Source organism: Streptomyces sp. NPDC019531 (assembly GCF_044903305.1).
Taxonomy (GTDB): Bacteria; Actinomycetota; Actinomycetes; order Streptomycetales; family Streptomycetaceae; genus Streptomyces.
The window spans coordinates 173,395-199,418 of the sequence record NZ_JBJDQL010000005.1 but is presented as its reverse complement, the minus strand read 5'-3'; the positions used below and the strand labels follow the sequence as shown (position 1 = coordinate 199,418).

Annotated in this window: 28 protein-coding genes, 2 tRNA genes and 2 pseudogenes; 24 read left to right on the top strand and 8 right to left on the bottom strand. The window is 68.8% G+C overall.

The genetic code is table 11. From position 1 onward, the window contains the following. Positions 1–75 precede the first annotated feature (75 nt). Both ACI2L1_RS08865 and ACI2L1_RS08860 read left to right on the top strand, forming a co-directional pair. The gene (locus ACI2L1_RS08865) at positions 76–561 is read left to right on the top strand and encodes a ribose-5-phosphate isomerase (RefSeq protein ID WP_404738607.1); all 486 of its coding nucleotides are present in this window, start codon (positions 76–78) and stop codon (positions 559–561) included. 149 nt (positions 562–710) lie between these two features. Further along, entirely contained in the window at positions 711–1,526 is an 816-nt protein-coding gene (locus tag ACI2L1_RS08860) for an Fpg/Nei family DNA glycosylase (RefSeq protein WP_404738606.1), read from the top strand. 19 nt (positions 1,527–1,545) lie between these two features. Here the strand turns inward: ACI2L1_RS08860 and ACI2L1_RS08855 are convergent, their stop codons facing one another. Beyond that, positions 1,546–2,775, bottom strand: a complete 1,230-nt coding sequence (locus ACI2L1_RS08855) for a GNAT family N-acetyltransferase (protein ID WP_404738605.1) — start codon at positions 2,773–2,775, stop codon at positions 1,546–1,548. A gap of 168 nt (positions 2,776–2,943) precedes the next feature. Here ACI2L1_RS08855 and ACI2L1_RS08850 point away from each other — a divergent pair, with 168 nt between their 5' ends. From ACI2L1_RS08850 to ACI2L1_RS08840, 3 genes and pseudogenes are all read left to right on the top strand, one after another. Continuing rightward, on the top strand, positions 2,944–4,125 hold the full coding sequence (locus ACI2L1_RS08850; protein WP_404738604.1) for a PP2C family protein-serine/threonine phosphatase: 1,182 nt from the start codon (positions 2,944–2,946) through the stop codon (positions 4,123–4,125). A gap of 97 nt (positions 4,126–4,222) precedes the next feature. After that, positions 4,223–4,684 (top strand): HD domain-containing protein, encoded by a 462-nt coding sequence (locus ACI2L1_RS08845; protein ID WP_404738603.1) that lies wholly within the window; start codon positions 4,223–4,225, stop codon positions 4,682–4,684. An 18-nt stretch (positions 4,685–4,702) separates the two neighbouring features. Continuing rightward, a pseudogene (locus tag ACI2L1_RS08840) lies at positions 4,703–4,804 on the top strand (nucleoside/nucleotide kinase family protein); the annotation flags it as partial. A gap of 67 nt (positions 4,805–4,871) precedes the next feature. On the opposite strand, the gene ACI2L1_RS08835 reads toward ACI2L1_RS08840, so the two are convergent. Both ACI2L1_RS08835 and ACI2L1_RS08830 read right to left on the bottom strand, forming a co-directional pair. Continuing rightward, positions 4,872–5,642, bottom strand: coding sequence for a zf-HC2 domain-containing protein (locus ACI2L1_RS08835; protein ID WP_404738602.1), 771 nt, complete (start codon positions 5,640–5,642; stop codon positions 4,872–4,874). Further along, positions 5,635–6,216: an RNA polymerase sigma factor gene (locus tag ACI2L1_RS08830; protein ID WP_404738601.1), complete on the bottom strand. Its 582-nt coding sequence runs from the start codon at positions 6,214–6,216 to the stop codon at positions 5,635–5,637. Before ACI2L1_RS08830 ends, ACI2L1_RS08835 begins: the two co-directional genes overlap by 8 nt. 144 nt (positions 6,217–6,360) lie before the next feature. Between ACI2L1_RS08830 and ACI2L1_RS08825 the strand changes: the two genes are divergently transcribed. The 3 genes and pseudogenes from ACI2L1_RS08825 to ACI2L1_RS08815 form a co-directional block, all read left to right on the top strand. Continuing rightward, on the top strand, positions 6,361–6,840 hold the full coding sequence (locus ACI2L1_RS08825; RefSeq protein WP_404738600.1) for a cupredoxin domain-containing protein: 480 nt from the start codon (positions 6,361–6,363) through the stop codon (positions 6,838–6,840). Further along, positions 6,830–7,225 (top strand): hypothetical protein, encoded by a 396-nt coding sequence (locus tag ACI2L1_RS08820; protein WP_404738599.1) that lies wholly within the window; start codon positions 6,830–6,832, stop codon positions 7,223–7,225. The genes ACI2L1_RS08825 and ACI2L1_RS08820 overlap by 11 nt, the downstream gene beginning before the upstream one ends. A 216-nt stretch (positions 7,226–7,441) precedes the next feature. Continuing rightward, a pseudogene (locus ACI2L1_RS08815) lies at positions 7,442–7,633 on the top strand (IS5/IS1182 family transposase); the annotation flags it as partial. 15 nt (positions 7,634–7,648) lie between these two features. Here ACI2L1_RS08815 and ACI2L1_RS08810 read toward each other — a convergent pair. Then, positions 7,649–8,788, bottom strand: a complete 1,140-nt coding sequence (locus tag ACI2L1_RS08810) for an acyltransferase family protein (RefSeq protein ID WP_404738598.1) — start codon at positions 8,786–8,788, stop codon at positions 7,649–7,651. Between the two features lie 364 nt (positions 8,789–9,152). Between ACI2L1_RS08810 and ACI2L1_RS08805 the strand changes: the two genes are divergently transcribed. Next, positions 9,153–9,347 (top strand): hypothetical protein, encoded by a 195-nt coding sequence (locus tag ACI2L1_RS08805; protein WP_020136157.1) that lies wholly within the window; start codon positions 9,153–9,155, stop codon positions 9,345–9,347. 1,688 nt (positions 9,348–11,035) lie between these two features. On the opposite strand, the gene ACI2L1_RS08800 is transcribed toward ACI2L1_RS08805, so the two are convergent. Next, complete coding sequence (locus ACI2L1_RS08800; protein WP_404738597.1) at positions 11,036–12,271, bottom strand: helix-turn-helix domain-containing protein; 1,236 nt, start codon at positions 12,269–12,271, stop codon at positions 11,036–11,038. After that, entirely contained in the window at positions 12,268–12,588 is a 321-nt protein-coding gene (locus ACI2L1_RS08795; protein WP_404738596.1) for a putative quinol monooxygenase, read from the bottom strand. The genes ACI2L1_RS08800 and ACI2L1_RS08795 overlap by 4 nt, the downstream gene beginning before the upstream one ends. A 190-nt stretch (positions 12,589–12,778) precedes the next feature. Between ACI2L1_RS08795 and ACI2L1_RS08790 the strand changes: the two genes are divergently transcribed. The 10 genes from ACI2L1_RS08790 to ACI2L1_RS08745 all read left to right on the top strand — a co-directional run bounded on the left by ACI2L1_RS08790 (position 12,779) and on the right by ACI2L1_RS08745 (position 19,121). Continuing rightward, positions 12,779–13,114 (top strand): hypothetical protein, encoded by a 336-nt coding sequence (locus ACI2L1_RS08790; protein ID WP_404738595.1) that lies wholly within the window; start codon positions 12,779–12,781, stop codon positions 13,112–13,114. Positions 13,115–13,116: 2 nt separating this feature from the next. Continuing rightward, positions 13,117–14,463: an FtsK/SpoIIIE domain-containing protein gene (locus tag ACI2L1_RS08785; protein ID WP_404738594.1), complete on the top strand. Its 1,347-nt coding sequence runs from the start codon at positions 13,117–13,119 to the stop codon at positions 14,461–14,463. An 82-nt stretch (positions 14,464–14,545) separates the two neighbouring features. Further along, positions 14,546–14,713, top strand: a complete 168-nt coding sequence (locus tag ACI2L1_RS08780) for a hypothetical protein (RefSeq protein WP_404738593.1) — start codon at positions 14,546–14,548, stop codon at positions 14,711–14,713. 76 nt (positions 14,714–14,789) lie between these two features. Beyond that, positions 14,790–15,437 (top strand): DUF2637 domain-containing protein, encoded by a 648-nt coding sequence (locus tag ACI2L1_RS08775; RefSeq protein ID WP_404738592.1) that lies wholly within the window; start codon positions 14,790–14,792, stop codon positions 15,435–15,437. A gap of 19 nt (positions 15,438–15,456) precedes the next feature. Continuing rightward, on the top strand, positions 15,457–15,642 hold the full coding sequence (locus ACI2L1_RS08770) for a mobile element transfer protein (protein ID WP_280898902.1): 186 nt from the start codon (positions 15,457–15,459) through the stop codon (positions 15,640–15,642). A 16-nt stretch (positions 15,643–15,658) separates the two neighbouring features. Next, positions 15,659–16,030, top strand: coding sequence for a hypothetical protein (locus ACI2L1_RS08765; RefSeq protein WP_404738591.1), 372 nt, complete (start codon positions 15,659–15,661; stop codon positions 16,028–16,030). Positions 16,031–16,122: 92 nt separating this feature from the next. After that, the gene (locus ACI2L1_RS08760) at positions 16,123–16,308 is read left to right on the top strand and encodes a hypothetical protein (RefSeq protein WP_404738590.1); all 186 of its coding nucleotides are present in this window, start codon (positions 16,123–16,125) and stop codon (positions 16,306–16,308) included. Between the two features lie 4 nt (positions 16,309–16,312). Beyond that, on the top strand, positions 16,313–17,737 hold the full coding sequence (gene repSA, locus ACI2L1_RS08755) for a replication initiator protein RepSA (RefSeq protein ID WP_404738589.1): 1,425 nt from the start codon (positions 16,313–16,315) through the stop codon (positions 17,735–17,737). After that, positions 17,734–17,958 carry an excisionase family DNA-binding protein gene (locus ACI2L1_RS08750; protein WP_404738588.1) on the top strand — a complete coding sequence of 75 codons (225 nt, stop codon included), beginning with the start codon at positions 17,734–17,736 and terminating at the stop codon, positions 17,956–17,958. Before repSA ends, ACI2L1_RS08750 begins: the two co-directional genes overlap by 4 nt. Continuing rightward, a complete protein-coding gene (locus ACI2L1_RS08745) occupies positions 17,958–19,121 on the top strand; it encodes a tyrosine-type recombinase/integrase (protein WP_404738587.1) in 1,164 nt (387 codons plus the stop codon). Before ACI2L1_RS08750 ends, ACI2L1_RS08745 begins: the two co-directional genes overlap by 1 nt. 76 nt (positions 19,122–19,197) lie before the next feature. Here the strand turns inward: ACI2L1_RS08745 and ACI2L1_RS08740 are convergent. Then, positions 19,198–19,268 (bottom strand) — tRNA-Gly (locus tag ACI2L1_RS08740). A gap of 793 nt (positions 19,269–20,061) precedes the next feature. Here ACI2L1_RS08740 and ACI2L1_RS08735 point away from each other — a divergent pair. The 5 genes from ACI2L1_RS08735 to clpX all read left to right on the top strand — a co-directional run bounded on the left by ACI2L1_RS08735 (position 20,062) and on the right by clpX (position 24,827). Beyond that, positions 20,062–20,138 (top strand) — tRNA-Pro (locus tag ACI2L1_RS08735). Between the two features lie 196 nt (positions 20,139–20,334). After that, a complete protein-coding gene (tig, locus tag ACI2L1_RS08730; RefSeq protein WP_404738586.1) occupies positions 20,335–21,720 on the top strand; it encodes a trigger factor in 1,386 nt (461 codons plus the stop codon). A 303-nt stretch (positions 21,721–22,023) separates the two neighbouring features. Further along, complete coding sequence (locus tag ACI2L1_RS08725; protein ID WP_404738717.1) at positions 22,024–22,629, top strand: ATP-dependent Clp protease proteolytic subunit; 606 nt, start codon at positions 22,024–22,026, stop codon at positions 22,627–22,629. Positions 22,630–22,699: 70 nt separating this feature from the next. Continuing rightward, positions 22,700–23,380, top strand: a complete 681-nt coding sequence (locus tag ACI2L1_RS08720; RefSeq protein WP_404738585.1) for an ATP-dependent Clp protease proteolytic subunit — start codon at positions 22,700–22,702, stop codon at positions 23,378–23,380. Between the two features lie 160 nt (positions 23,381–23,540). Beyond that, the gene (clpX, locus tag ACI2L1_RS08715) at positions 23,541–24,827 is read left to right on the top strand and encodes an ATP-dependent Clp protease ATP-binding subunit ClpX (RefSeq protein WP_404738584.1); all 1,287 of its coding nucleotides are present in this window, start codon (positions 23,541–23,543) and stop codon (positions 24,825–24,827) included. Between the two features lie 97 nt (positions 24,828–24,924). On the opposite strand, the gene ACI2L1_RS08710 is transcribed toward clpX, so the two are convergent. Next, a complete protein-coding gene (locus ACI2L1_RS08710) occupies positions 24,925–25,950 on the bottom strand; it encodes a hypothetical protein (RefSeq protein ID WP_404738583.1) in 1,026 nt (341 codons plus the stop codon). Positions 25,951–26,024: the final 74 nt, after the last annotated feature.

Below are 26,024 nucleotides of genomic sequence, written 5' to 3'. Positions count from 1 at the left end.
CCATCGTCAAGTTCGGATTTTTCCTGGTCGACACCCGAGGCTGCTGCCCGGAAACAGCCGTGTCACACTCATCCCATGCGCGTGTATCTCGGCTCCGACCATGCGGGCTTCGAACTCAAGAACCACCTCGTCGACTGGCTGAAGGCCGCCGGCCATGACCCGGTCGACTGCGGCCCCCACATCTACGACGCCCAGGACGACTACCCGCCGTTCTGTCTCCGCGCCGCCGAGCGCACCGCCGCCGACGCCGACTCCCTCGGCATCGTGATCGGCGGCTCCGGCAACGGCGAGCAGATCGCGGCGAACAAGGTCAAGGGCGTCCGGGCGGCCCTCGCCTGGAGCGAGGAGACCGCGTCGCTGGGCCGCCAGCACAACAACGCCAACGTGGTCGCGGTGGGCGCCCGTATGCACTCGACGGAGGAGGCGACGAAGTTCGTCGAGACCTTCCTCGCCACGCCGTTCTCCGGCGACGAGCGCCACCAGCGCCGCATCGACATGCTGTCCGCCTACGAGACGACGGGCGACCTGCCGGAGATCCCGGCCCACCACCCGCAGCAGTAGGCGGGAGCGCGCCCCTGGGTAACTCAGCCCCTCCGGCGTTTGAGGAGCGGGGGTCCGGGGGCGGAGCCCCCGGAGGATGGGACGGGTAGGGGCGGCGGGGGCGAGAAATTCCGCCCGCACCCCCACCCGTGGACGAACAAGGAGCCACCGTGCCCGAGGGCCACACGATCCACCGCCTGGCCCAGGACTACGGCACCGCCTTCACCGGCACCACCCCCCACGTCACCAGCCCCCAGGGCAAGTTCTCCGACGCCGCCGAACTCCTCACCGGCTCAGAACTCACCCGCACCGAGGCCCACGGCAAACACCTCTTCCTGGGCTTCAGGCACACCGACTGGGTCCACATCCACCTGGGCCTCTTCGGCAAGGTCACCTTCGGCGCCACCCCCGCACCCCCGCCCACCGAGACCGTCCGCCTCCGCCTCGCGAACGAAACGGCCTACGTCGACCTCCGCGGCCCCACGACCTGCGCCCTGATCACCCCCACCGAGAAGCAGTCGATACACGACCGCCTCGGCCCCGACCCCCTGCGCTCCGACACCGACACCGACCCGCGAGCCGCGTACACCCGCGTCTCCCGCAGCCGTACGACGATCGCCGCCCTCCTGATGGACCAGAAGGTCATCGCGGGCGTGGGCAACGTCTACCGGGCGGAGGTCCTGTTCCGGCACTGCATCGACCCGTACCGCGCGGGCAGGGACATCACCCCCGCCGAGTGGGACGCGATCTGGACCGACCTCGTCGAGCTCATGCGCGAGGGCGTCAGGAACAACCGCATCGACACCGTCCGCCCCGAACACACACCGGAGGCGATGGGCCGCCCGCCCCGCGTCGACGACCACGGCGGCGAGGTCTACGTGTACCGCAGGGCCAACCTGCCCTGTCACATCTGTGGCGGAGAGATCCGCACCGCCGATCTCGCCGCCCGCAACCTCTTCTGGTGCCCGACCTGCCAAAAGCCCTGAGAACCCTCAGAGCCGGGCTCTAGAAGCCGTGCGGCAGCCACGGCACCACGGGCGACCCGAACCCCACCGAGGCCTCCGCCAGCGCCCCCTGTCGTACCTCCCGCACCAGCCCCGCCCCCGCGAGCGAGACCAGGCTCACGCCCCCGAGATAGGCCGCCCCCAACTCCCGTACGGACAGCACGAGATCGGCCGAGTCCGTCGTACGGTCGCACGAGGCGCCCTTGGCGTCCCCGCTGAGCCGCCAGCGCCCCGCGTTCCAGGGACAGAAGGCGTCCTCGACCTCCAGCACCACATCCACCGGCGCCTGATAGGTCCGCACCTCCAGCGCCGCCCCGACGTCCACCAGTCGCACATGCAGCGAGTCCCGCACCAGCAGCGAGCAGCGCCGGACGTCGGAGACCAGGTACTGCCAGGCCTCGTCCACGGGCCGTCGTCGGACGTCGATCCGCGAGGTGAGGTCGAGGTCGAACAGGAACCGCCACAGTGCGCCCTGCCCGGCCGGATCCAGCGCCTCCAGGTCGGAGACGACCACCGTGCCCTTGGGCCCGGCCGCCTCCCACTTCGCCTTGACCCGGAAGCGCACGTACCCCACGACCTCCCCGTCCCGCTCCGCGACCACACACTGCAGCGGTGAGGCGCCGTCCCGCTCGCTCTCCGGGTCGAGCAGCCACAGCCGCTCCCAGCCGGGGCCGCGGGCGATCATCCCGGGCCGTCGGGGCACGAGCCGGGCGTACACCGCCTCACACGCGTCGAGCACGTCGGCGGGCGCCGCGTACCGCAGCCGTACGTCGTCGGTGCCGGGCGGCACGGACAGTCGTACGCGTGCCGTGTCGATGTCCGCGTTGAGGTGGTAGGTGCCGACGCCGTATCCGAACCGGCCGTAGATCACCGGCTCGGAGGCCGTGAGGACGGCCAGCGGCTCGTCCCAGGAGCGCACATCGTCCAGCTGGCGCCGCATCATCGAGGTCAGCACCCCGCGCCGCCGGTGCGTGCCGGCGACGCTGACCATGGTCACGCCGGCGGCGGGCACGGAGGCGCCGCCCGGCACGGTCATACGGAAGGCGAACGCGCCCGCCGTGCCCACGCACCGGTCGCCGTCCCAGGCGCCGATGGACCGGTCCTCCTCGGTGAGCTCGTGAAACAGCTCCCGTTCCTCGGCCGACTCCGGGACCCCGCCGAAGGCGCGGATCAGGTTGTCGTACCACTCGTCCCAGTCGTCCTGCCGAAGCACCCGCAAGTCAGTCCCCATGAACCATGCCTACCAGCGCATTGCGGGACGAGAAAGGGAATTTCGGCCGGACCGCCGTCGACCGGGGGTTTCACGAGCCTTGCGAGACTGTGAAGTTGAACCTCGCACGGGGGACAAGTCGTACCTCCTGTGCCAAGCAGGGGGTTCGACGGATAAGGTCCCGAACTAATGGCAGCAGGACGAGAGCGGCGCGCGGAAGCCGAGACGTTCACGGCCCGGTTGAAGATGGAGTGGCACCGGGTCCGCGTCGGCCTGCGCAGAAGTGCCGTGGACTACTTCCGCGGCGACGGCTCGGACTGGGTCGCGCTGGCCGGTCTGCTCATGACCGTCCCGGTGATCGCGGCCATCACGCTGATGAACTCCGTGTGGTGCTCACCGGCCGCGCTGGTCCTGCCGATCGTCGCCGGCGGTCTGCTGCTGCGCCCTGCGAGCCTGCTCGGCCTGTACGCGGCCGCGGCGACCGCGCTGATCGTGGAGTCGGTGCAGCTCGGGCCGTACACCGAGGGGCCGTCCCGGGTCACCCCGGGCGTCGTCCTGGTCGTGGCCGCCTGTGGCTTCTTCGGTCTGCTGATCGCCCAGTTCCGCAGCCGGGTCGGGGTCCCCTGGCGGCGCGGCGGCACCATGCTGTTCGACCTGCGCGAACGCATCCGGGTCCAGAGCAAGCTGCCGCAGCTGCCGCACGGCTGGCACCGGGAGATGGCGCTGCGGCCCGCGGGCGGGCAGTCGTTCTCCGGCGACTTCGTGGTCGCGGCCCGCACGAACGGCGGCCGGACGCTGGAGGTCGTGCTCACGGACGTGTCCGGGAAGGGCATGGACGCGGCGTCGCGGGCGCTGCTGCTGTCCGGGGCCTTCGGCGGTCTGCTCGGCTCACTGCCCCCGCACGCGTTCCTGCCCGCCGCGAACGGCTATCTGCTCCGACAGGACTGGGACGAGGGTTTCGCGACCTCCATCCACCTGGTCCTGGACCTGGACTCCGGCGACTACGAGCTCTACTCGGCAGGACATCCGCCGGGTCTGCAGCTCAGCGCGGGCAGCGGGCGCTGGAAGGAGAAGGCCGCGGAGGGGCCCCTCCTCGGGGTCTACGACGGTGCCCAGTTCGACCCCGTGAAGGGTTCGCTCCGCCCCGGTGACGTGCTGATGCTCTTCACCGACGGTCTGGTGGAGACGTCCGAGCGGGACATAGTCGAGGGCATAGACCGGCTGACGGGAGAGGCCGACCGCTATGTCGCCGGCGGCTTCCACGGGGCGGCCTGGCATCTGATCGAGGCGGTCGCGAAGGACGTCAACGACGACCGGGCACTGCTGCTGATCTGCCGGGAAGGGCCCACAGCCCACGCCATGCCCCGCTGACCGGGACCTCAGGGTGGGGTACCGCCGTCGCGCCACCTGGCCTGACTCCGGCCGGCCTCCCCGCCCGCGCGGCCCCGCGTCGCGACACACTGGACGAATGACCCATGAGTTGACCCTGGCCGAGGTCGAGGCCCTCGCCCGCGCCGCGCACGAGGGCCAGACCGACAAGGCGGGACGGCCGTACGCCGAGCACCTGCGGGCGGTCGCCGAGGGCGTACGCGTGCGTGGCGGCGACGACGAGCAGATCGCGGCGGCCTGGCTGCACGACTCCGTCGAGGACGACGCGCTCTCCGCGCACTGGCTCGACGAGGCGGCGCTGAGCCGTCGTACGAAGGACATCGTGCTCGCGGTCACCAAGCGGGCCGGTGAGCCGCCCGAGGCGTACGCGGGGCGCATTCTCGCGACCCCGGGCGCGCTGCTGGTGAAGGAGGCCGACCTGGCGCACAACGCGGACCCGGCACGCCTCGCGGTCCTCGACGAGGCGACCCGGAAACGACTGACCGAGAAGTACGCGGGCATGCGCGCGCTTCTCGGTCTGGGTCCTTCGTCGGCCGACTAGATGATCAATTCCAAGGGGGCGCGTGTCCGTCCCCGGCTCGACGAGGTCTGGTTCTGCCAGATCGACGAGACGGAGCGCGTGCAGCGGCTCGTGGCCCGCCACGAGGAGTTCGGCGGTGGCGGCTACTCCGGACGCCGCGTCTGGCGCCGCTGACCGAACCGGACCGGGCATGAGGGGTGATCTGCGGTCACTGGTTCTGCCGTGCGTCGAAGTGGGCCGTGGCCAGTACGGAGCCGTCCGCGGCCAGCAGCCGGGCACCGGACACCGTGTCCGGGTCGACACGTGTGGGTGCTCCCCAGTAACCCCGGCCGGCGTCGTCGAGGGAGAACTCCCCGATGTGGACCGACGTGCCGTCCGTACGCTCCAGTCGGCAGCTGACCTCTCCGGCCTCCGGGTATCCGTCGCGCGAGCCTGCGGCCTCGGACTCGTCTCCGGCCTGGGAGTCGGATGCGGACCCGGCCCGGCCGAGGTGGACCGACATGTAGACCCAGCCCGGAGACGCGGTATAGGCGAAGATCCGGCCCACCGGGCGGTGGTCGGGGGCCAGCAGAGACGCTGTGAGCAGGCCGTGCTCCGAGCCGGGGGGCTGCGAACTCCGCGAGGAGGGAGCCGACGCTCCCTCGATGGCCGTTCCGACGGCCCAGCCACCGAAGCCGAACCCGAGGGCGATCGCGGCGGCGGCCGCGACCGCCACGCCGGCCCGTGGTCGCGGCCGTCGCGCCGGCCGGTTCAGGCCCAGCCCGTCCGTCACCCGTGTCTCGAAGCCGGCGGGCGGCTCGCTGCCCGGCAGGAGAGAGAGCAGTCCGTCTCCGACGAGCGTCAACTGCTCGACGTGCTCCCGGCAGGTGGGGCAGCCGTCCAGGTGGGCGATGGCCTCGGCGCGCTCCTGACCGGGGAGGATACCCAGAGCCAGCTCGTCGGCGACGGCCCTCAGCCACTCGCAGTCCCTGTCAGTCATGATCGGCTCGCTCGAGTTCCAGAACTGCCCGCAGTCTCCCCATCGCCGTCCTGATCCGTGTCTTCGCCGTGCCCAGGGGGATCCCTTCGAACTCGGAGATCTGCCGTGCGGTCATCCCGTAGATCCCGGCCATGACCACGGCCCGCGCCTGCTCGCGCGGTAGGCCCGCCACCGCGGCCCGTATCCGGGATGCCGCCTCATCGGCCAGTGCCCACTGTTCGGGCGTCCGGGTCACGATGCCGAGCAGAGCGTCGAGGTCCTCGGAGGAGACCGGGGTCTCCTTGCGCGCGCGGACGGCATCGATCGCCAGGTTGTGCGTGATGGTCCCCAGCCAGGTCTTCACCGATCCACGCCGGGAGTCGTAGACCTGTGCATGACGCCAAGCTCTTTCGAAGGTCTGCTGAGCGATGTCCTCGGCGAGCTGGGGGTCGCCGACGACAGCGATGGCGATACCGAAGACCATGCGCTGGAACCGGCGGACGAACGCGAGGGCGATCTCCGGGGCGCCGGCCGCCATTCCCGCCAGCAGCGCCTCGTCCGAGAGCCGTCCGAGTGGTAGGCCCAATCTCCGCATACCAGTGGATACGGCGAACCTCGCCGAACGGATTCCCCCAGTTCCACGCGGGACCACAGCCCCATTCTCCCGCTTGCCGGAAATCCCCTGGCGCGGTCCGTCCGTATCTCTGTGCAGGAACGACTTCTCATGGAGGGCCGAGACATGGCGATGACGCTCATGACGTTCGTGCGCAGGAACGTCGGGCCCGGGCTGGCCGCCGGGGCACTGGCGGGCATCCTCGTGGCGTGCGGGGGCGGAAACGGCAACGGTGGCGGCTCGTCACCGTCAGCCCCGGAAAAGACTGGCAAGCCGGGAACCACCCAGGTGGACGTGAAGCTGGTGGACTTCAAGATGCAGCTGTCCGAGAAGACGTTGAAGGCGGGTGCCTACACCTTCGTCGTCAAGAACGACGGCCATCACGACCACGCCATGGAGATCGAGGGCTCGGGAACGGAACAGAAGACGCGGACGCTGGCCCCCGGGGAGTCGGTGAATCTCACCGTCTCGCTGAAGGACGGCAAGTACCAGGTCTACTGCCCTGTCGACGGCCACAAGGACCTGGGCATGAAGACCGAGCTCACCGTGGGCGGCAGCGCCTCAACGGGCAACGGCACCAACACGACCGACGGCAATGGCTACTGAGCGCACGGTCGCGCTCATCGCCCTCCGGCTGGCCGCGGCGGGAACGGTCGTGGCCATGGGCGCGATCCACCTCCGCCTCTGGTACGACGGCTACCGATATCTGGACACGATCGGCACGCTGTTCCTGCTCAACGCGATCGGGGCCGGGCTGCTCGCGTTGTCGCTGCTGATCACACCCACCCGCCTCCTGCCCGTCCTCGCCACGCTGGGAACGCTCTTCGCGGCCGGCACACTGGTGGCCCTGATCGTCAGCCTCACCTCCGGTCTCTTCGGGTTCCAGGAGACTCTCGACGCGAACCTGGTCAAGCCCACCCTCGCCGTCGAAGCCGCAGGGTGTGTTCTGTTGGTGGCGCTGGCCTTGCTGAGCAGACGCGGACGGATGTGACCGATGAGTTTCCGGCCGCTGCGGTCCTAGATGATCGATCGGCTGCGCGCCTAAAGAGAGGGAGCCCAACGTCAGTGCGTGAAGACAGAGTTGCACTCCCTCGCGACCGCACTCTATGTGAAGACCGACGACCTGCTGAAGGCATCACCGCATCTGGCGCCCTGGCGTCCGACGGTCGGGATCGCTCCGCAACTGACCGATGCCGAGCTGGTCACACTCAACGGACGCATCCGCCGCGGCGAGAGCCTGTGCCGACTCGACCGTGCGGCCTACCGCCGCCGCAACGTCGTCGAACGCTGCTTCAACCGGCTCAAGCACAACAAAGCCCTGGCCACCCGCTACGGCAAACGCGCCCGCCACTACCAAGCCCTCGTCACCATCGCCTGCCTACGACTCTGGCTCCCATGACATTGCGGACAGGCCCTAGGCGCTGACCTTCTCCCGAGGGGCCGGCGCTTTCTGCTCGCGAACCCGCGCCACTTCGACCGAGTCCTGCCTGAACGCCCAGTTCATGTCGGGCTCCATCACGCACCGGAAGACCCGGCGTACCGGCGAGGTGCACAGCAGGGTGACGGCGAGCGCGGCGAGGGCGCTGACGAAGAGCTCGCCGAGCGGCCGGTGCAGCCATGCGTGGTCGAACCAGCCCGCGAAACCGGCGCCCTTGATCAGGAAGCCGTGCAGCAGATAGCCGTACAGCGTGCCCGCGCCGAGCGCGGTGAACCACATCCGCCGGCCCGGTACCCAGGCGAAGAAGCAGGCCGTCAGGAGCAGCGAGGCGCCGAACATGGCCAGCACCATGACCGGTCCGGTCCACCAGGGCGCGCCCATCTCCTGGGCGGCGTCGCGGTGGTAGAACCACTCGGTGTTCATGCGCGGCACCGCCCACCAGCCGACGGCGAGGGCGGCCGCGAACACCGGCACCGCCGCGATCCGCATCGAACGCCTGCGCACCATCCGGAAGTGCTCCGGCCTCATGACCAGGCCCAGCACGAAGTACGGCAGGAACTGCAGTACCCGCTGGAGGTCCAGGTCGTCACCGATGTCCGGGGTCACGGACGCCAGCATCGCGATACCGAGGGCGAGCGGCAGCGGCCACCGCACCAGCTTCCAGATCGGCGTGGTCAGCCGCCAGATGAACAGCGCCACCAGGAACCAGGTCAGGAACCACGGGTCCAGGAGGCTGATGTCCATGCCCGGGTCGTGATCGGCGTAGCGCTTGAAGAGGGAGTACGCCGTCTCGAAGACGACGTACGGCACGGCAACGCCCGTGATCAGCCGCCGCAGCCGGTCCGGGCGCATGTCGAAACTGCGGGAGAAGAACCCGGAGATGACGATGAACGCCGGCATGTGGAACGAGTACACGACCGTGTACACGCCCTCCAGGATCCTGCTGTCGCCCTTGAGGGGCTCCCAGGAGTGCGCGACCGCCACCAGGACGATGGCCAGGTACTTGGCGTTGTCGAAGAAGGCGTCGCGTTGCTTGCCGGGCGGCGGATTCTGCCTGTTCTGCCTGTTCTGCGGCGAGCGCGGACGGGGGACTGCGTCGGCGGCGGCTGGAAACATTTGAGGCACCCTAGCCTCGGCTGTGTGTTTCCGTAAAACCGGCTGTTTGGTTGCCCGTTGTTCACTTCTGGGCCGACTTCAACGAGCCTGTATTGTCATGATTCATCCCTCCGAAACAGTGCATAACTCCGGTTGTCCTACAGCTGTGTCGGCAATTCGAATGTGCTGCGAACGGGATGTGTGGACGCGGTGGGTGGACACCGAAAGGAACCGGCCACGGGGTGCCGAGCGTGTATCGGCATGGCCAAACGTTGCCTCACCGGCCGCATATGCGAGCCGCGTTGGTGGCACGATGGTTCTGGCGGGGGTCGCGGGGTCGCGTCCCCGGGCCGGGAGAGCAGTCCGACCGAGGGTGTGATCAGTTGTGGCCATTTCGCTGTCAGTGGTGCTGCTGTTGGGGATCATCCTGGTGGTGTTGATGCGGGGAGGCTCCATCAAGGCCGGGCCCGCCATCGTCGCGGTGCTCTTCGGCTTCTTCCTCGCCTCGACCGGCATGGCCGACGACATCCAACGCTTCCTGGACTCGATAGCGGACACCATCAACTCGATCCAGTTCTAAACGCCACAGGCCGTCGGCCCGAACCCGCAGGGGGTCCGGGCCGACGGCCTGATCAGAGCGGGCGACGGGAATCGAACCCGCGTAGCTAGTTTGGAAGATCGCGTATGCGGATGGGCGCTGACCTGGCAAGACGCTGACCAGGAACTTCCTGGAGCGCCCACCGGGACTCCCCGTTGCTCCCCGACGGTCGCCACCCAATCGGGCACGCAGGGGGCACGTGCATCCCTGACGTCCTTGCGGGGGCGATCTGGCCCTCTGGGCCCCTGCGGTTCCGTTCGGCCCTCACGCGGCCTCTGAGGCGCGATGTTGAACCGTAGGGGCCCCGATTGAATCACTTCAACTGCGGGAAGCGTTCGATGATGGCGACGATGATCGGGGACAGCCCCACCAGCCAGGCTGTTGGGTCGCGGAACGGCCGTCGGGATCGATGGGCGTGCAACTCCTCGGTGGTGTCACACCCTGATGCACTTGCGCTTGCACTAGGGCGGGGCTTGTAGCTACAGTCCTCCCTACTCGTACATGTCTTACACATGCAAGGTGTGGACGGGTGGGTGAGGTTGAGCGGCTTCTCGTACAAGGGTGTCGCCTCATCTCTGCCAATGGACGCTGCCGGCCCCTGGAAGAGTGGGCAGACGTCCATATAGGCATGCTCGGGTACTGACGTGAAGCCGTAGCGTACACGAGGCGTTCGGTAACTGCCCCAGCAGTCTTGGTAGTTGGCCATATGCCCAGCTCAGAAGGTCATTCGTCCTGAGTAAACGTCGGCCTGGCTCTTGCTACCTCCTCAACCCACCACCCTCCTCAGCTCCCATCCCGTCCGCCGTCGACCCACACACCGTGGAGCGGGCGTGGTTCATGGCGTCCAGGTGGAGCGCGCCACTGTACGAACGACCTGGACGCCATGAACCGCGTCTGCTCGGCTCTGCCTGGGTTGACGGTGGTCGGGATGGGAGCACCCCGCGCACGCCACCACGGACCCGCAGTCGGGAACGGCGCCCCCTCCATCCCGGTGTCGGCCGATCCCCCGCCGGAGGCATCGTTCTCACTCTGAGCTGCTGTGGCCCGCAGGCTTCAACGAAGCCCCCAGCCGTCGCGTACCTGCTTTTGGATCAAAGCGTCTGTTGGTCCGTGGCTACACCGTGCATGCGGACCTGTGGGCCCATGCCGTCTTCCCCAAGGTCAGGGCTTGGCGGTGTCGGGGCCATGGTTGGGAATCAGGCTCGGTCCGGTGCGTCGGCCCTTGGCGGGGCCAGAGCGAAAAGCGTGATCACCCCGGGGCAACTTGGTGGCGCGGGGCCGGGGCTGGGGCGGCGCGGGCCGAAGGCGGAGCGAAGCCCCGAGCCCCGAGCCGCGCGCCGGCCCGCAGTGCGGGCCGGTGGTGTGTGATCAACGCAGTGGCGGCCGGAAAGCCGGAGGGGACACAGCGACCGGATGGCCGAAGGCCAAGAGCCCCCACCTTGGACCGTGATCCGCCGGAGGACCGGTGCCAAAGGGATGGAGGCTCAAGCTCTGAGGGGCTGTGAAGCATGGGGAAGCTGAGGAACCTTAGGGGTGCTGTCGAGTCCTGTTATCCCAAGTGCGCGACGGCTGGGGGCTTCGTTGGAGCCTGCGGGCTGCTGCGGCGGCACCACCCCTCCCCGCCGGAACGGCGGGGCTTGATGAGGTAGAGAAACCTGTAACAACATCAACTAGCCGACCGCGCTCCGCTCTGCCAGATCGCGCAGGGCTTCGGGGACACGAGCGCCTGAGAGCTGGATCAGGTCGCGCATGACCTCGCGGGCCAGGTGGTGATCGTGAATCTGCTCGGGCGTAAGGGCCTCGGCCTCCAAGAGAGCGGCTGTGGCCTCGCCGACGTGTCGCCGCTGCGCGTGTGCTCGCGCCACGTCAAGCAGGAAACGGGCCTGCCGCTCAGGCGAAAGCCCAGATGCGTCAACCCGCTGGGCTACTTCCAGGGCAAGGCCGGCGTCCCCCAACTCAACTGCCGTACTCATGGCATGGATCTCGACGTTTGTCGGCCCGAACTCCGTGTCGAAGTCGTTCCGATCCTCGCCCAACCTCGCCGCGATCTCGCGTGCCCGCTCAATGTGTTCGTGAGTGCGAGCACGGTTGCCCTCCCGCGCGTTGATCACTGCGAGAACCAAGTTCATAGCGCCCACGAGCGACAGTTCTTCAGGCGGGCATGTTGGTGCCGCCACCCGAGGATCCAAGACGGCTACAGCGGAACTCGCCGCCTGCTCGGCCTGCTCCATATGCTGCTGCCGCATGAACGCGTGGGCCATGCGGAAGAGACTCGCGACCACTTCCAGGGGCTGGCCCGCGAGTTCGGCCGCTTGCAGCGCACGGTCTGCCGCGACCCAGGCAGCATCCGCCTGGTCTTGCCGTGTAAAGCTCGACGCAGCGGCCTGGTACGCCTTCGCGCGCAGTGAGTGAAGCTCCGCACGCTCACCGGCCGGCGCGTGACGTACGGCGGCCTCGATGCTCGGTAGCAGTCTGGCGAGATGATCGCTCAGCGCTGCATAGCTCGACGCGTGGGTCAGTGTCCAAGCCTCCTCTACGCTGCGCCGGAAGTCTGCAAGAGACGGCGTGGGCCCGGCCGGCGGCTGCTCGAACAAGCTGCTGAGCGCCGGGTGTCCGGTGAGAGCCACGCGCAGCCCGTCAAGGTCGTTGCTTGGCGTCTCTTCCTCGGGCTCGACCTCGTCGGCGGGAGCGGCCTCGGGGCGTACCTCTCGCACGGACACCTTGAGCGCATCAGCAAGGGCCTGGAGCACCGATAGGCGTTCGACGGGTTGCACGCCTCGTTCAACCTGGGACACCCAACTCTCTGAACGCCCCATGGCTGCGGCGAGGTCGCTCTGCGACATGCCTACCTCGCGGCGCAGCTCCTTGATTCTCTGGCCGAAGGGTTTGGTGTCGGCGCTCGTCACTTCTCGACCCCGTTGGGGTACTTTCCGGCGTACGGCTGGAGCCGATCCACCTCGGTCTTCTCGACGTACTTGGTGCGCTCCGCCAGGAAGTGCCGTGTGTGGGGCTGGCGCTCGTGCTCCTCGAATGCGTCGTGGTCGGCGTAGATCTCGAAGAAGACCCGCTCATTGGGCGAGCCCTCGACCTTGTGGCACGCATAGACCAGCGTGCCGGGCTCGTGCGCCCGGATGCCTGCGGTTGTCTCTTCCATCAGTGCGTCGAACGCCTCACCCGCGCCATCGCGCAAGGTGAAGCGCACAAAAAGACCGAACTGGTTCATATCTTCCTCCTTGATGTCGCACCCAGTCTCGCAGAGTCGAAGAACTACTACTAGTCGCAGCTTTTCTGTTGACTCGCAGTTTTTCTGCGAGTAGCTTCGATCGTGTCGGAAGAAAAAGCAGCCCCGGACTGCGTGCATCCGCCAAGATCACAACGCAGCCCGGGGCCTACCCCAAAGGGGAAAGCCAAGTATGCCGTCCTTCAAGATCGACACTTCGACCGCTCTCGTTTTCGTCGCGACCGCTCCGGAACCGAAGCTGATCAACAAGAAGACCGGTGAGCGGGCCATGGACCGCGACAACCCCGACTTGGGGCTGTCGACGGTGGGCCTGCTGATCTCGGACGAGGGGGAGGGCAACCTCTACCAGGTGACCGTGCCGGAGACGGGTTACCCGGAGGGTCTGGCACCGGGTACGCCGGTCAAGGTCATCGGTCTCAAGGCCCGGGACTGGGAGAACGAGTTCAACGGCCAGAAGCGGCACGGGATCAGCTTCCGTGCGGTCGCGATCACCCCGCTGGGGGCCTGACCATGACCGACCTGGTCACCTACGTCGAACTGACGGGGGCAGCGGCCGGCGCCGGTGGTCTCGGCTACGCCAAGGTTCGCGCCCCGCGCGTGTACTGGTCGCTGGTCGGGATGCCGGTCACGTGGGGTCGGTTCATCTGGAACTACAACTCGACGATGGACGTGTGCGGGCTGACCGTGCAGCCGTCCGGGTTCCGCGCCTTCGTCAAGCGCAACGTGGCGCGCAGCGAGGTGCGGCCGGTGCCCCCGAAGATCCGCCGCGTCCAGCCGACCTCGACCGGACTGCGCATCACCCTGCGCCTGCCCGCCGGCCTGGAGCCTGCCGACATCGCCGCCTCGACGGAGCGTCTGCGGCACGCGTTCGGGGTGCGGTCGGTGACCGTGATGGAGACCAAGCCGGGCTATGTCGAACTGCGGATGACGGGCTGGGACGTCCTGAACCGGGTGAAGCTGCCGCGCACGGCTCGGCCTCGTGACCTGGTGGTTCCGGTCGCGTTGCGGGAGGACGGCACGGTCTTCGAGCGCGACTACCGCAAGGTCCCGATGGCGCTCACGTTGGGCGCGACCTTGTCCGGCAAGTCTGTGTATCAGCGCAACTTGATCAAGGGTCTGGCGCAGTTGCCGGTCGGCCTGATCGGGATCGACTGCAAGCGCGGTGTCGAGCAGGGTCGCTATGCCTCGCGGCTGTCGGCGCTGGTGACCAGCCCGGAGGACGCCGGCAAGCTGATCGACGCGTTGGTCATGGAGATGGAGGAGCGTTTCGACATCCTTGCCCTGCACGGCGTCTCCGACCTGTGGGAACTGCCCGACTCGGCCCGTCCGGTGCCGCTGGTCGTTCTGATCGACGAGATCGCGGAACTGTTCTTCGTGACCTCGAAGAAGGATGAGCCGGCCCGCGACAAGACCGTCATGCAACTGGTCCGCCTCGGGCAGATGGCGCGTGCGGTCGGCATCTACCTGGAGGTGTGCGGGCAGCGCTTCGGCTCCGACCTCGGCCGTGGCGCAACCGCCCTGCGTGCCCAGCTCACTGGCCGTGTGGTGCACCGTGTCAACGACAAGCAGACCGCCGACATGGGCCTAGGCGACATCGCCCCCGACGCGGTGACCGCGGTGACCACGATCGCCCCGGACCGTCCCGGCGTCGCGGTGGCCGGCGACACCTCCGGTGGCTGGTCCCGCATCCGCACCCCCGAGATCACGCCCGACGAGGCGGCCGCGACCTGCCGCGAGTTCGCCCACTTGGTCCCGGAGCTGCCCTTCCTGGCCCCGTTCCGGCCGGTCGGACAGATCACCGTGCCGCCGATGCCGACCACCCCGCCCGTGGTCCGGCCCCGGCCCGTCACGGAGTAATCCCCCGCTTTACCGGTCGGCGTGACCGTCTCGCGTCAGGTCCCTACCCGAGCCATGCCGAAAACCCGTCAGGAGATCGCCCATGGCACGCAAGACCACCAAGCCGAAGACCACGCCCTGTCCGACCTGCAAGGGCACCGGTGAGGTCTCCCGCACCGTCCGCGTCGGCCGCAAACAGCGCGTCGCCGGAGCACAGACCGGGATCTGCCTGGGCTGCCTGGGTGCCGGCGAGATCCCCGCCGACGACTGAACTCGCCGGGGCCGGGCGGCCGGACACCGCTCCCCGCCCCGCCCCCGGCCCGATCCCCGCGAAGGAGGTGAAGACCATGCCCCGATCGTTCCGCCCGGACGCTGTCCTTGTTCAGGCCGTGATCGCCGGTGCGTTGTCCTTCGCCCACCTGCACGACCTCGCCGCCGCCGCCGGACAGAGCGGATGGAAGGCCTGGGCCTACCCCGTCTCCGTCGATCTGCTCCTGGTTGCCGTGTGGCGCCGGCTGCGCACCGAACGCTCGAAGCTGGCCTGGTTCTGGTTCCTGGTCGCCCTCGTCGCCTCGCTCGGCGCGAACATCGCCACCGCCGGGCTCCTCGACCTGGAGCACGTCCCGGCCTGGCTGCGCATCCTCGTCGCCGGCTGGCCCGCACTGGCCTTCCTCGGCGGCACCTTGCTCGCCCACCAACCCGCCGCACCTGCACCGGAGTTGGCTCCCGAGTCGCCCGCCCGGCCTGCGCCGGTGATCGACCTCGACCGTCCCGAGCCGGCTGCCCCGGCCCCCGAGATCACCACCCCCGAACCGGTCCCGGCCCTGCCGGAAGCTCCGGCCCCGGCCGTGCCCCCGGCGTTGGTGGATCACGCCCGGAAGATCGCCACGGAGCATCGCGCCCGGACCGGTGCCGAGATCGACACCGCCACCCTGCGCGCCCGGCTCGGCATCCCCGAAGACCTCGCCGGCGCAATCGCCGCCCAACTCGCCTGACTGACAAGGAGGTTCACCCGTGCGACCGAACCGCTTCTTCAACGTGATCCGCATCGGCCCCGTGAAGGTCGGCACGTTCAACAACGGACGCGGCCAGACCCGGCACACCGCCGCCTGCACCGCTCCGAACTGTGGCTTCTCCACCGAGCACCGCGACCGCTCGGCCGCCGAACTCGCTGCCCGCACGCATCGCTGCACCGGCTGACAAGGAGGACGGGCTCATGCAGTTACCCGAGGATCAGCTCCGCGCCGGGCACATCCCCAGCGAGATCTACCAGCGCATCCCGCACGGCTCCGACCTGCGCAAGGTCGTGATCGTGCAGGAAGCCCCCCGCTCCTACAAGGGCCCCATCGTCCTCACCCTGGTCATCGCCACGTCCGCCGTGGTCGTGCTGCTGGTGATCGCGTTCGTGGCTCAGATCGTCGCCGGCGCTGCCGTCGCGGTTCTGTCCGCGACCGGGGGCCTGAGCTACACGATCAACCGCGCGAAGAAACGGGAGTTATCCCGCGCGGGCACCCGGCGGCGCTCCCGCGCGCCGCGCAAGCCGGTTCGTTCCCGACCGGTCCGTTCGAAGCACCGCTACCGCAAGTAGCACCCCCCGGGGCGGCCTCACTCGCCAAAGTTCCGCCGCCCCGGACGGCTCGACCTCTTCCAGACCACTGATCCGAAAGGGCTTCGTCCATCATGCCTGTCCGCCTCACCAACCGCCCGGTTTGCCACCACTGCGACGACTTCCCCGTCGTCTCGATCACCACGGGCGTCCGCCGCCCCGACGGTTCCCGCGTGACCCTGCGCGTGGTCTGCCCTGTCTGCCGGGGCACCGGCCACGCCCACCACGCCCCCGCCGCCCTCACCCGGGCCGGAAGGTGATCGTGTGACCGACACCGCCACCATGGCGGGCCTGGACCCGGCCACCCTCGCCGACGTGCTGAGGCTGGCCGGGTCTGACGGCTTCGACCGCATCCAAGACCAGATCCGCCGTACCGGCGGCTGCTCCGACCCGATCCACCTGCAAGGCTCTACGGTCACCCGCGACCGGGTCACCGGACAGGCTCTGCACACCTACTCGACCGATACCGAACCCGGCGGACGGCTCCGCATCGCGTGCGGCAACCGCCGTGCCTCGCGCTGCCCCTCGTGCGCCTGGACCTACGCCGGCGACACCTACCACCTCATCCGCGCCGGTCTCGTCGGCGACCCTGCCAAGGGCACTCCGCACACGGTCCGGGATCACCCGAGAGTCTTCGCCACCCTCACCGCGCCCTCGTTCGGCCCGGTCCACAACCGCCCCGGAAACCGGCCCTGCCGCTGCGGTGCACGGCACGGCGAAGACTCCCCGGAGCTGGGCGCCCCCCTCAATCCGGCCGAGTACGACTACGCGGGCGCGGTGCTGTGGAACAACCACGCCTCCGAGCTGTGGCGCTACTTCACGATCTACCTCCGCCGCGAGATCGCAAAGCGGGCCGGACTCACCCAGAAGGACGCGCGCGAACAGTCCCGGGTCTCCTTCGGCAAGGTCGCTGAGTACCAGAAGCGCGGTGCCGTGCACTTCCACGCCGTGATCCGCTTCGACGGACCGGGCGGACCCGACGATCCACCCCCGGTCTGGGCCACCCTCGACCTGCTCACCGATGCGATCCGGGCTGCCGCCGCCCGCGTCACGGTTGACGTGGCCCCGGCCCGCTACCAGCCGGACCCGAAGCAACCGGCGATCACGCAACCGGCCCGCACCCTGCGATGGGGCGCTCAGCTCGACGTGCAGCCGATCGGCGCCTTCGGCCAGGGCGAAGAGATCACCGAAGCCGCTGTTGCCTCCTACGTCGCCAAGTACGCCACCAAGGCAGCCGAGACCACCGGCACCATCGACCGCCGCGTCGGCAACAAGGAAGCCCTCGTGCTCCTCGGCATCCCGGACCACCCCCGCCGGCTCATCGAAGCCTGCCTGGACCTCCACAAGCTCTACCCCGAGCGCAAGCTCCTCGACTGGGCTCACATGCTCGGCTTCCGCGGGCACTTCTCGACCAAGTCCCGCCGCTACTCCACCACCCTCGGCGCCCTGCGACAGGTCCGCGCCGACTACCGCGCTACCCAGCAACGCGAAGCCCTCGGCCTGCCCGAACCCGACGACAACCCGGAGGCAACCACGCTCACCCTCGCGCACTGGTCCTACGCCGGCCACGGACACACCCCCGGCGAATCCTGGCTCGCCGCCAACATCCGCCGCGACATCCAACAGAACCGCGAAACGGCCCGCGACGAACTGCCCGCCCTGCTCGAACTGGAAGGAGTAGCCGCATGACTGATCGACTGTTGGACGTGGCGGAGGTCGCCGTACGGCTCGGCACCTGGAAGGAGAGCGGGGAGCGCTTCCCGCGTCGCCTGATCGAAGAGCGCCGGATCGCCTTCGTCAAGGTAGGCCGGTACGTCCGGATCAAGGAGAGCGTCGTAGAGGCGTTCATTGAGGCCAACACGGTGCAGCCGCGTCGCCGTGGTGGTGCCCTCCATGGGGTGGCTGCCTGATGGCCAGCAAGCGCCGACAGTTCGGCCGCGTCCGCAAGCTCCCGTCCGGCCGCTATCAGGCCCGCTACGTCGGCCCTGACGGGCTGCTGAGGCCCGCCCCGGAGACCTTCGCCACCAAGCGGGACGCTGACGACTGGTTGGCCGACAAGCAGACAGAGATGCGCCGTGGCGACTGGCACGACCCGGACGCGGGGAAGGTGCCGTTCGGCCAGTACGCCGCCGCCTGGATCAGGGAACGGGAGCTGACGACCACCACACGGCAGCTCTACGGCTCGCTCCTGCGGCATCACCTCGCGCCGACCTTCGGGACGGTCAACGTCGCCGACATCTCGCCCCCGCTCGTGCGTCGCTGGCGGGCCGACAAGCTCGCCGGCGGCACCGGCCCGACCACCGTCGCCAAGGCGTACGCCCTGATGCGCGCCATCCTGGGCACGGCCGTGGCAGACCTCCTGATCCGCCGCAACCCGTGCACGATCAAGGGAGCCAGCACCGTGCACACCCCCGAGCGGCCCACCGCGACCGTGCAGGAGGTCTACGACCTGGCCGACGCGATCCAGCCCCGCTACCGCGCGCTCGTGCTGATGGCTGGCTTCCTCGGCCTGCGCTGGGGTGAGCTGGTCGGCCTGCACCGCCGGGACGTCGACCTCGACCACGGGGCCGTTCGCGTCCGCCGGGCCGTCGCCGAGCTCAACAACGGCCAGCGGGAGATCAAGGCGCCCAAGAGTGCGGCGGGCAAGCGCACCGTGGCAATCCCCGCTGCGATCGTCCCGGAGATCCGCGCGCACCTGGACGTCTACGCCGAACACGGCGCGGACGGTCGGGTGTTCGTCGGAGCCAAAGGGGCCACTCCGCGCCGCAACCACTTCAACCGGCTGTGGCACGAGGCGTGTTCTGATGCCGGGATCAAGGGCCTGCACTTCCATGATCTTCGGCACACGGGCAACACCCTCGCCGCCTCGACCGGCGCCAGCACGCGAGAGCTGATGTCGCGCATGGGCCACAGCACCGCCCGCGCCGCGCTGATCTACCAGCACGCGAGCGCCGACCGTGACCGGCTGATCGCCGACGCCGTGAGCGGCCTCGTCAACAAGGGCCGGAAACAGGCCCGAAAGGCGAAGAAGAAGCAAGATCGAAAGCCCAAGGGGCACGCGGGGGACACGTAGACCTGAACGGCTCGGGAAGTGAGCGAAGGCCCAGGGGTAGTAAATTTACTACCTGACCTGGGCCTTCGTCGTTCAGAGCGGGCGACGGGAATCGAACCCGCGTAGCTAGTTTGGAAGACTAGGGCTCTACCATTGAGCTACGCCCGCACAGCACGCGCCACGGATCACTGACCAGCGGCACGGAAGCATCGTAGCGGGTCGTCACCCCTCGTCGCACACCCCTTCCACCTCACACCCCGAACGGCCACGCGCTGCACGGGCACGTCGGCGGAGGAGCTGGGGTTTGAGGAACAGGACTTCCGGCCGCCGGCAGCGCCCGCTCCGAGTCGAGCGCCGTCTCGACGGCCGGTCCTCTGGACGTGCCTCGCCGGCCCTCTGGTGCCCGCCGTCCGGGCATGCCGCCATCGCGACGAGCTGCGGAGTCGGCGCCGCAGGTCAGCTCGCCCGAGGCCCGGAGCCGTAGCGCAGGCGGCTGGCCTTGGGTCGGGTCAACCGCGTGCCGCGTGCCGCATCCGTCCTGCGCCTGGCCTGGTCGCGGGCAGGGAGCGGCGCTGCGGAGTCGGCCTCGCGGGTCAGCTCGCCCGAGACCTGGTGCCGCAGTGCAAGCGGCTGGCCTTGGGTCGGGTCAACCGCGTGCCGCGAACCGCATCCGTCCTGCGCCTGGCCTGGTCGCGGGCAGGGAGCGGCGCTGCGGAGTCGACCGCGCGGGTCAGCTCGCCCGAGACCTGGTGCCGCAGTGCAAGCGGCTGGCCTTGGGTCGGGTCAACCGCGTGCCGCGAACCGCATCCGTCCTGCACCCGGCCCCGTCGCCCACAGGGAACCGCGCCGCAGAGTCTGCGAAACTCCCGGTCCGCGCCGCACGGCACCCGCTCCGGCCCGGCACTCGCGAAATGCGGTAACCCTGCTGCCTGCGGGCATGTACCCTACGTGTCGCACCAGACGGGGTGTGGCGCAGCTTGGTAGCGCGTCCGCTTTGGGAGCGGAAGGCCGTGGGTTCAAATCCCGCCACCCCGACCACCTGCGCGATCACCTCGCGCGTCCGTACCGAGTGATCGCCTTTGGGACGTGTCGCCGCTGCCGTTACTATGCAAGCTGCACGCCCGTGTGCCTCATCCACTGGATCTCCACTGGTAAGTCCTCCGGGCTGCGAATCCGCCGAAGCCGCTCTGGCTCCGGCAGAAACCAAGAAGTCAGCCCCCAAGGAGACCGAACCGTGAAGAGCGCCGTGGAGACCCTGAACCCGACCCGGGTTCGGCTCAGCATCGAGGTGCCCTTCGAGGAGCTCAAGGACAGCCTCGACGCGGCGTACAAGAAGATCAACCAGCAGGTCACGGTGAAGGGCTTCCGCAAGGGCAAGATCCCGGCCCGCGTCATCGACCAGCGGTTCGGCCGCGGTGCCGTGCTGGAGGAGGCGGTCAACGACGCGCTTCCGAAGTTCTACACCGAGGCGGTCAACGAGGCCGAGATCGACGTCCTGGGTCAGCCCGAGGTCGACATCACCGAGCTGAAGGACGGCGAGACGCTGAACTTCACCGCCGAGGTCGACGTCCGTCCGAGCATCGAGATCCCGGACTACTCCGGCATCGAGGTCGAGGTCGACGCCGTCGAGGTCACCGACGAGGACATCGACAAGTCGGTCGAGCAGCTCCGCGAGCGCTTCGCCTCGACGTCCCCCGTCGAGCGTGCCGCCGAGGACGGCGACGTCATCACCATCGACCTGGAGGCCAAGGTCGACGGCGAGGTGCTGGAGGACGGCATCGCCAGCGGCGTCTCCTACACCATCGGCTCCGGCGAGCTCCTCGACGGCATCGACGACGCCGTCAAGGGCCTGGAGGCCGGTGGCGAGGCCACCTTCGCCTCCGAGCTCAAGGGCGGCTCCGCGGCCGGCAAGGAGGCCGAGGTCACCGTCAAGGTCACCCAGGTCGCCGCCCGCGAACTGCCCGAGCTGGACGACGAGTTCGCGCAGCTCGCCTCCGAGTTCGACACCCTCGACGAGCTGAAGGCCGACAGCCGCAAGCGCCTCGAGAACATGAAGCAGTACGACCAGGCCACCCAGGCCCAGGAGCGCGTCCTGGAGAAGCTCCTGGAGCTCGTCGAGGTGCCCGTCCCCGAGAAGCTGCTCGAGGACGAGATCAACACCCGCAAGCACAACCTGGAGCACCACCAGCTCGGCCAGATGGGCCTGGACATCGAGAAGTACCTCGAGATCCAGGGCAAGACGGCCGAGGAGTTCGACACCGAGACCAAGGACGCCGCGGTCAAGGGCATCAAGACCCAGTTCGTCCTCGACGAGCTCGTCAAGCGCGAGAAGCTGAACGTCAACCAGGAGGAGCTCACCGAGCACCTCATGCGGCGTGCGGCCTCCTCCGGTATGTCCCCCGACCAGTTCGCCCAGGCCGTCGTCGAGGGCGGCCAGGTCCCGCTCCTGGTCGGCGAGGTCGCCCGCGGCAAGGCCCTGGCCGTCGTGGTCGAGGCCGCCACGGTCAAGGACACCAACGGCGAGGTCATCGACCTGGACGACGACGAGGACGAGACCACCGAGGCGACCGACGGTGAGACCGTCGAGGCCCCGGCCGCCGAGGAGAAGACCGAGGCCTGACACCCACAGCGCCTTGATTGTCGTACGACGGGCCCCGGGAGCGTATGCACCCGGGGCCCGTCGGCCTACCTGAAGGGGCGCGGGGACTGCGCGACAAGCCACCCACGACCCGCAGCCGCCCAGGCACGGTCACCGTCACGGCGAATAGGCACCCGGCACCCCGCCGGAGGCTCTACGCCCCCGGCGAACAGCCACTGATCCGGGATTCCCCGAAGGGACCAGCGCGTTAGGGTCCCTTGATAGGGAAACGTAAGACGGCCCGGCGCCGTCGTAAGACGAGCAGGTGGATACGTGACGAATCTGATGCCCTCCGCCGCCGGTGAGCCTTCCATCGGCGGTGGCCTCGGCGACCATGTCTACAACCGGCTGCTCAACGAGCGGATCATCTTCCTCGGCCAGCCGGTCGACGACGACATCGCGAACAAGATCACCGCACAGCTGCTGCTCCTTGCCGCCGACCCGGACAAGGACATCTACCTCTACATCAACAGCCCCGGCGGATCGATCACGGCCGGCATGGCGATCTACGACACCATGCAGTACATCAAGAACGACGTGGTGACCATCGCCATGGGCCTCGCGGCCTCCATGGGCCAGTTCCTGCTCAGCGCGGGCACGCCGGGCAAGCGCTTCGCACTGCCGAACGCCGAGATCCTGATCCACCAGCCGTCCGCCGGTCTCGCCGGCTCGGCCTCGGACATCAAGATCCACGCCGAGCGGCTGCTGCACACCAAGAAGCGCATGGCCGAGCTCACCTCCCAGCACACCGGCCAGACGGTCGAGCAGGTCACCCGAGACTCGGACCGTGACCGCTGGTTCGACGCCTTCGAGGCCAAGCAGTACGGCCTCATCGACGACGTGATCGCCACGGCCGCCGGCATGCCGGGCGGCGGCGGCACCGGGGCCTGAGCCCCATGCGGGGCCGGAAACACCCCCGCACAGCCCCCAGCCGACCGCCACAGCCCCTAGGAGACAGACAGTGAACGACTACCCCGGCAGCAGCCTGTACGACCGCGCACGCGCCGAGAGCACGGTGCCCGTCGCGGAGTCCCGCTACGTGATCCCCCGCTTCGTCGAGCGCACCTCGCAGGGCATCCGCGAGTACGACCCGTACGCGAAGCTCTTCGAGGAGCGCGTGATCTTCCTCGGCGTGCAGATCGACGACGCCTCCGCCAACGACGTCATGGCGCAGCTGCTGTGCCTGGAGTCGATGGACCCCGACCGGGACATCTCGGTCTACATCAACAGCCCCGGCGGCTCCTTCACCGCGCTCACGGCCATCTACGACACGATGCAGTTCGTGAAGCCGGACGTCCAGACGGTCTGCATGGGCCAGGCCGCCTCCGCCGCCGCGATCCTGCTGGCCGCCGGTACGCCGGGCAAGCGCATGGCGCTGCCGAACGCCCGTGTGCTGATCCACCAGCCCTACAGTGAGACCGGCCGCGGTCAGGTCTCCGACCTGGAGATCGCCGCCAACGAGATTCTCCGGATGCGCGCTCAGCTGGAGGAGATGCTGGCCAAGCACTCCACCACGCCGATCGAGAAGATCCGTGAGGACATCGAGCGCGACAAGATCCTCACGGCCGAGGACGCGCTGGCGTACGGCCTGGTCGACCAGATCATCTCCACCCGGAAGATGAACAACGCCGCCGTCCGTTAGTCGGACCCCGTAGGATATGCCGCCCCTTGGCACCGTGCACGTCAAAGTGAACCCTGCCAAGGGGGGCCCGAACGGGGGGCCCGGCAAGGTACCGTCGGACATAAGGCAGCACCAGGAGCCGCTGGACCTAGGCGTCTCCCAGGCGAAGGGGAAGCACACCGTGGCACGCATCGGTGACGGCGGCGATCTGCTCAAGTGCTCGTTCTGCGGCAAGAGCCAGAAGCAGGTCAAGAAGCTCATCGCAGGGCCTGGTGTGTACATCTGCGACGAGTGCATCGATCTCTGCAACGAGATCATCGAGGAAGAACTCGCGGAGACCAGCGAGGTGCGCTGGGAGGAACTCCCCAAGCCCCGCGAGATCTTCGAGTTCCTCGAGGGCTATGTGGTGGGCCAGGACTCGGCCAAGAAGGCCCTCTCCGTGGCGGTGTACAACCACTACAAGCGCGTCCAGGCCGGCGAGAACGGCGGCGGCAACGGCCGTGACGACGCGATCGAGTTGGCCAAGTCCAACATCCTCCTGCTGGGCCCCACGGGCTCCGGCAAGACACTCCTCGCGCAGACCCTCGCCCGCATGCTGAACGTCCCGTTCGCGATCGCGGACGCCACCGCGCTCACCGAGGCGGGGTACGTCGGCGAGGACGTCGAGAACATCCTGCTGAAGCTGATCCAGGCGGCCGACTACGACGTCAAGAAGGCCGAGACCGGGATCATCTACATCGACGAGATCGACAAGGTCGCGCGCAAGAGTGAGAACCCCTCGATCACGCGGGACGTGAGCGGTGAGGGTGTGCAGCAGGCGCTCCTGAAGATCCTGGAGGGCACCACGGCCTCCGTCCCGCCGCAGGGCGGCCGCAAACACCCGCACCAGGAGTTCATCCAGATCGACACGACGAACGTCCTGTTCATCGTGGGCGGTGCCTTCGCGGGCCTGGAGAAGCTCATCGAGTCCCGGGCGGGAGCCAAGGGCATCGGCTTCGGCGCGACGATCCGCTCCAAGCGCGAGCTGGAGGCCAAGGACCAGTTCGAGGACGTCATGCCCGAGGACCTGGTCAAGTTCGGCATGATCCCCGAGTTCATCGGCCGTCTCCCGGTCATCACCTCGGTCCACAACCTCGACCGCGAGGCCCTCCTCCAGATCCTGATCGAGCCCCGCAACGCGCTGGTCAAGCAGTACCAGCGCCTCTTCGAACTCGACGGCGTGGAGCTGGACTTCGAGCGCGAGGCCCTGGAGGCCATCGCCGACCAGGCCATCCTCCGCCAGACCGGCGCGCGAGGCCTGCGCGCCATCATGGAAGAGGTCCTCCAGGGCGTCATGTACGAGATCCCGTCCCGCAAGGACGTGGCCCGAGTCGTCATCACGGCGGACGTCGTCCACTCGAACGTCAACCCGACACTGATCCCGCGGGACGCGCGGGGGCGGGGTTCGGGGGAGCAGAAGACGGCGTAGCCGTCCACGGACAGACGGCGTAGTCGTCACGGACATGTGAAGGGGCCCCGGTCAACCGACCGGGGCCCCTTCACAGTTGTTGAGGTGCCGGTGTTCGTCAGGACTTGACGCGCACGTCGTTGCGGACCTTCGCGGTCAGTTCGGCCGCTTCCGTCATCGTGCTGCTCTTGCCCTCGGTCAGGGCGGCCATGTCGTACGCGAACACGTACGTGACCGTGCTGTGGTCACCCCAGATGCACACCGGCATCGTGAGGGTCTCGCCGGACTCGGTGGTCTTGATCTCCTGGCACTTCATGACGCCGTTCTCGAAGCCCGCCGGAGTGAACTCCTTGGGGCTGCCCTCGAACGAGCCCGAGCCGGAGCTGCTCGCGGAGCCCTTCTTGGCCTGGGCGAACATCGAGTCGACGACCTTCTCCGGGTCGTCGATGGTGCCGTACACCCCGGCGAACATCAGGGTCTTCACGCTGAGGCCCGAGCCCGAGGTGTAGGTCGCACTGAGGTCCTTGGCACCTTCGACGCCCCACGACTCGGCGTCCTTGACGTCGCTCTCGCTCAGCGCACCGAGGCCGGCGTCGCTGCCCTTCTTGTAGTCCCCGTCGAGGATCGTCGCCGGCGCGGCCAGCTTGTGCGCCCCGTCGTCAGGGACATCGGAACCCCCGCTCCCGCTCCCGCCGCCGATCACGAGGTACGCCCCGACCGCGATCGCGGCCACGACCGCCACCGCGCCGACGATGATGCCGATCTTCTTCCCGTTGCCGCCGCCCGGCGCCGGGGGCTGCGGCACGCCGTAGGGCGCCTGGCCGTACGGAGGCTGCTGCCCGTACGGGGCCTGCTGGCCGTAGGGAGCCTGCGGCTGTCCGTACGGCGGGGTCTGCGGAGGGACGCCGCCCTGCTGCGGCGGCACCCCGCCCTGCTGCGGGTAGCCGTAACCGGGCTGCGGCTGGGGCTGTGGCTGGCCCTGCGGGGGCGGCGGTGCCTGCTGGGGGTAGCCGTAGCCGGGCTGGGGAGCCTGCGGGGTCTGCGGCGGCTGGCCGTAGGGGCCCGGCTGACCGTACGGACCGGGCTGCGGCGGCTGCCCGGGCTGCTGGGGCTGCCCGTACGGGCCCGGCTGGTTGTGACTCATCTCTGGGTTCCCCTCCAGATGTTTATGTGTTCCCGACATCCTGGCTCAGGCACGGTCGGCGCACTGCGTCGGGG

Coding starts and splice junctions, on each gene's coding strand:
- ACI2L1_RS08835 (WP_404738602.1), bottom strand. CDS start 5,642: ATGACTGACAGGGACTGCGAGTGGCTGAGGGCCGTCGCCGACGAGCTG.
- ACI2L1_RS08855 (WP_404738605.1), bottom strand. CDS start 2,775: ATGGGGACTGACTTGCGGGTGCTTCGGCAGGACGACTGGGACGAGTGG.
- ACI2L1_RS08780 (WP_404738593.1), top strand. CDS start 14,546: ATGGCACGCAAGACCACCAAGCCGAAGACCACGCCCTGTCCGACCTGC.
- ACI2L1_RS08725 (WP_404738717.1), top strand. CDS start 22,024: ATGCCCTCCGCCGCCGGTGAGCCTTCCATCGGCGGTGGCCTCGGCGAC.
- ACI2L1_RS08865 (WP_404738607.1), top strand. CDS start 76: ATGCGCGTGTATCTCGGCTCCGACCATGCGGGCTTCGAACTCAAGAAC.
- ACI2L1_RS08845 (WP_404738603.1), top strand. CDS start 4,223: ATGACCCATGAGTTGACCCTGGCCGAGGTCGAGGCCCTCGCCCGCGCC.
- ACI2L1_RS08710 (WP_404738583.1), bottom strand. CDS start 25,950: ATGAGTCACAACCAGCCGGGCCCGTACGGGCAGCCCCAGCAGCCCGGG.
- ACI2L1_RS08850 (WP_404738604.1), top strand. CDS start 2,944: ATGGCAGCAGGACGAGAGCGGCGCGCGGAAGCCGAGACGTTCACGGCC.
- ACI2L1_RS08775 (WP_404738592.1), top strand. CDS start 14,790: ATGCCCCGATCGTTCCGCCCGGACGCTGTCCTTGTTCAGGCCGTGATC.
- ACI2L1_RS08830 (WP_404738601.1), bottom strand. CDS start 6,216: ATGCGGAGATTGGGCCTACCACTCGGACGGCTCTCGGACGAGGCGCTG.
- ACI2L1_RS08750 (WP_404738588.1), top strand. CDS start 17,734: ATGACTGATCGACTGTTGGACGTGGCGGAGGTCGCCGTACGGCTCGGC.
- ACI2L1_RS08745 (WP_404738587.1), top strand. CDS start 17,958: ATGGCCAGCAAGCGCCGACAGTTCGGCCGCGTCCGCAAGCTCCCGTCC.
- ACI2L1_RS08820 (WP_404738599.1), top strand. CDS start 6,830: ATGGCTACTGAGCGCACGGTCGCGCTCATCGCCCTCCGGCTGGCCGCG.
- ACI2L1_RS08795 (WP_404738596.1), bottom strand. CDS start 12,588: ATGAACCAGTTCGGTCTTTTTGTGCGCTTCACCTTGCGCGATGGCGCG.
- ACI2L1_RS08760 (WP_404738590.1), top strand. CDS start 16,123: ATGCCTGTCCGCCTCACCAACCGCCCGGTTTGCCACCACTGCGACGAC.
- ACI2L1_RS08790 (WP_404738595.1), top strand. CDS start 12,779: ATGCCGTCCTTCAAGATCGACACTTCGACCGCTCTCGTTTTCGTCGCG.
- ACI2L1_RS08810 (WP_404738598.1), bottom strand. CDS start 8,788: ATGTTTCCAGCCGCCGCCGACGCAGTCCCCCGTCCGCGCTCGCCGCAG.
- ACI2L1_RS08825 (WP_404738600.1), top strand. CDS start 6,361: ATGGCGATGACGCTCATGACGTTCGTGCGCAGGAACGTCGGGCCCGGG.
- ACI2L1_RS08785 (WP_404738594.1), top strand. CDS start 13,117: ATGACCGACCTGGTCACCTACGTCGAACTGACGGGGGCAGCGGCCGGC.
- ACI2L1_RS08765 (WP_404738591.1), top strand. CDS start 15,659: ATGCAGTTACCCGAGGATCAGCTCCGCGCCGGGCACATCCCCAGCGAG.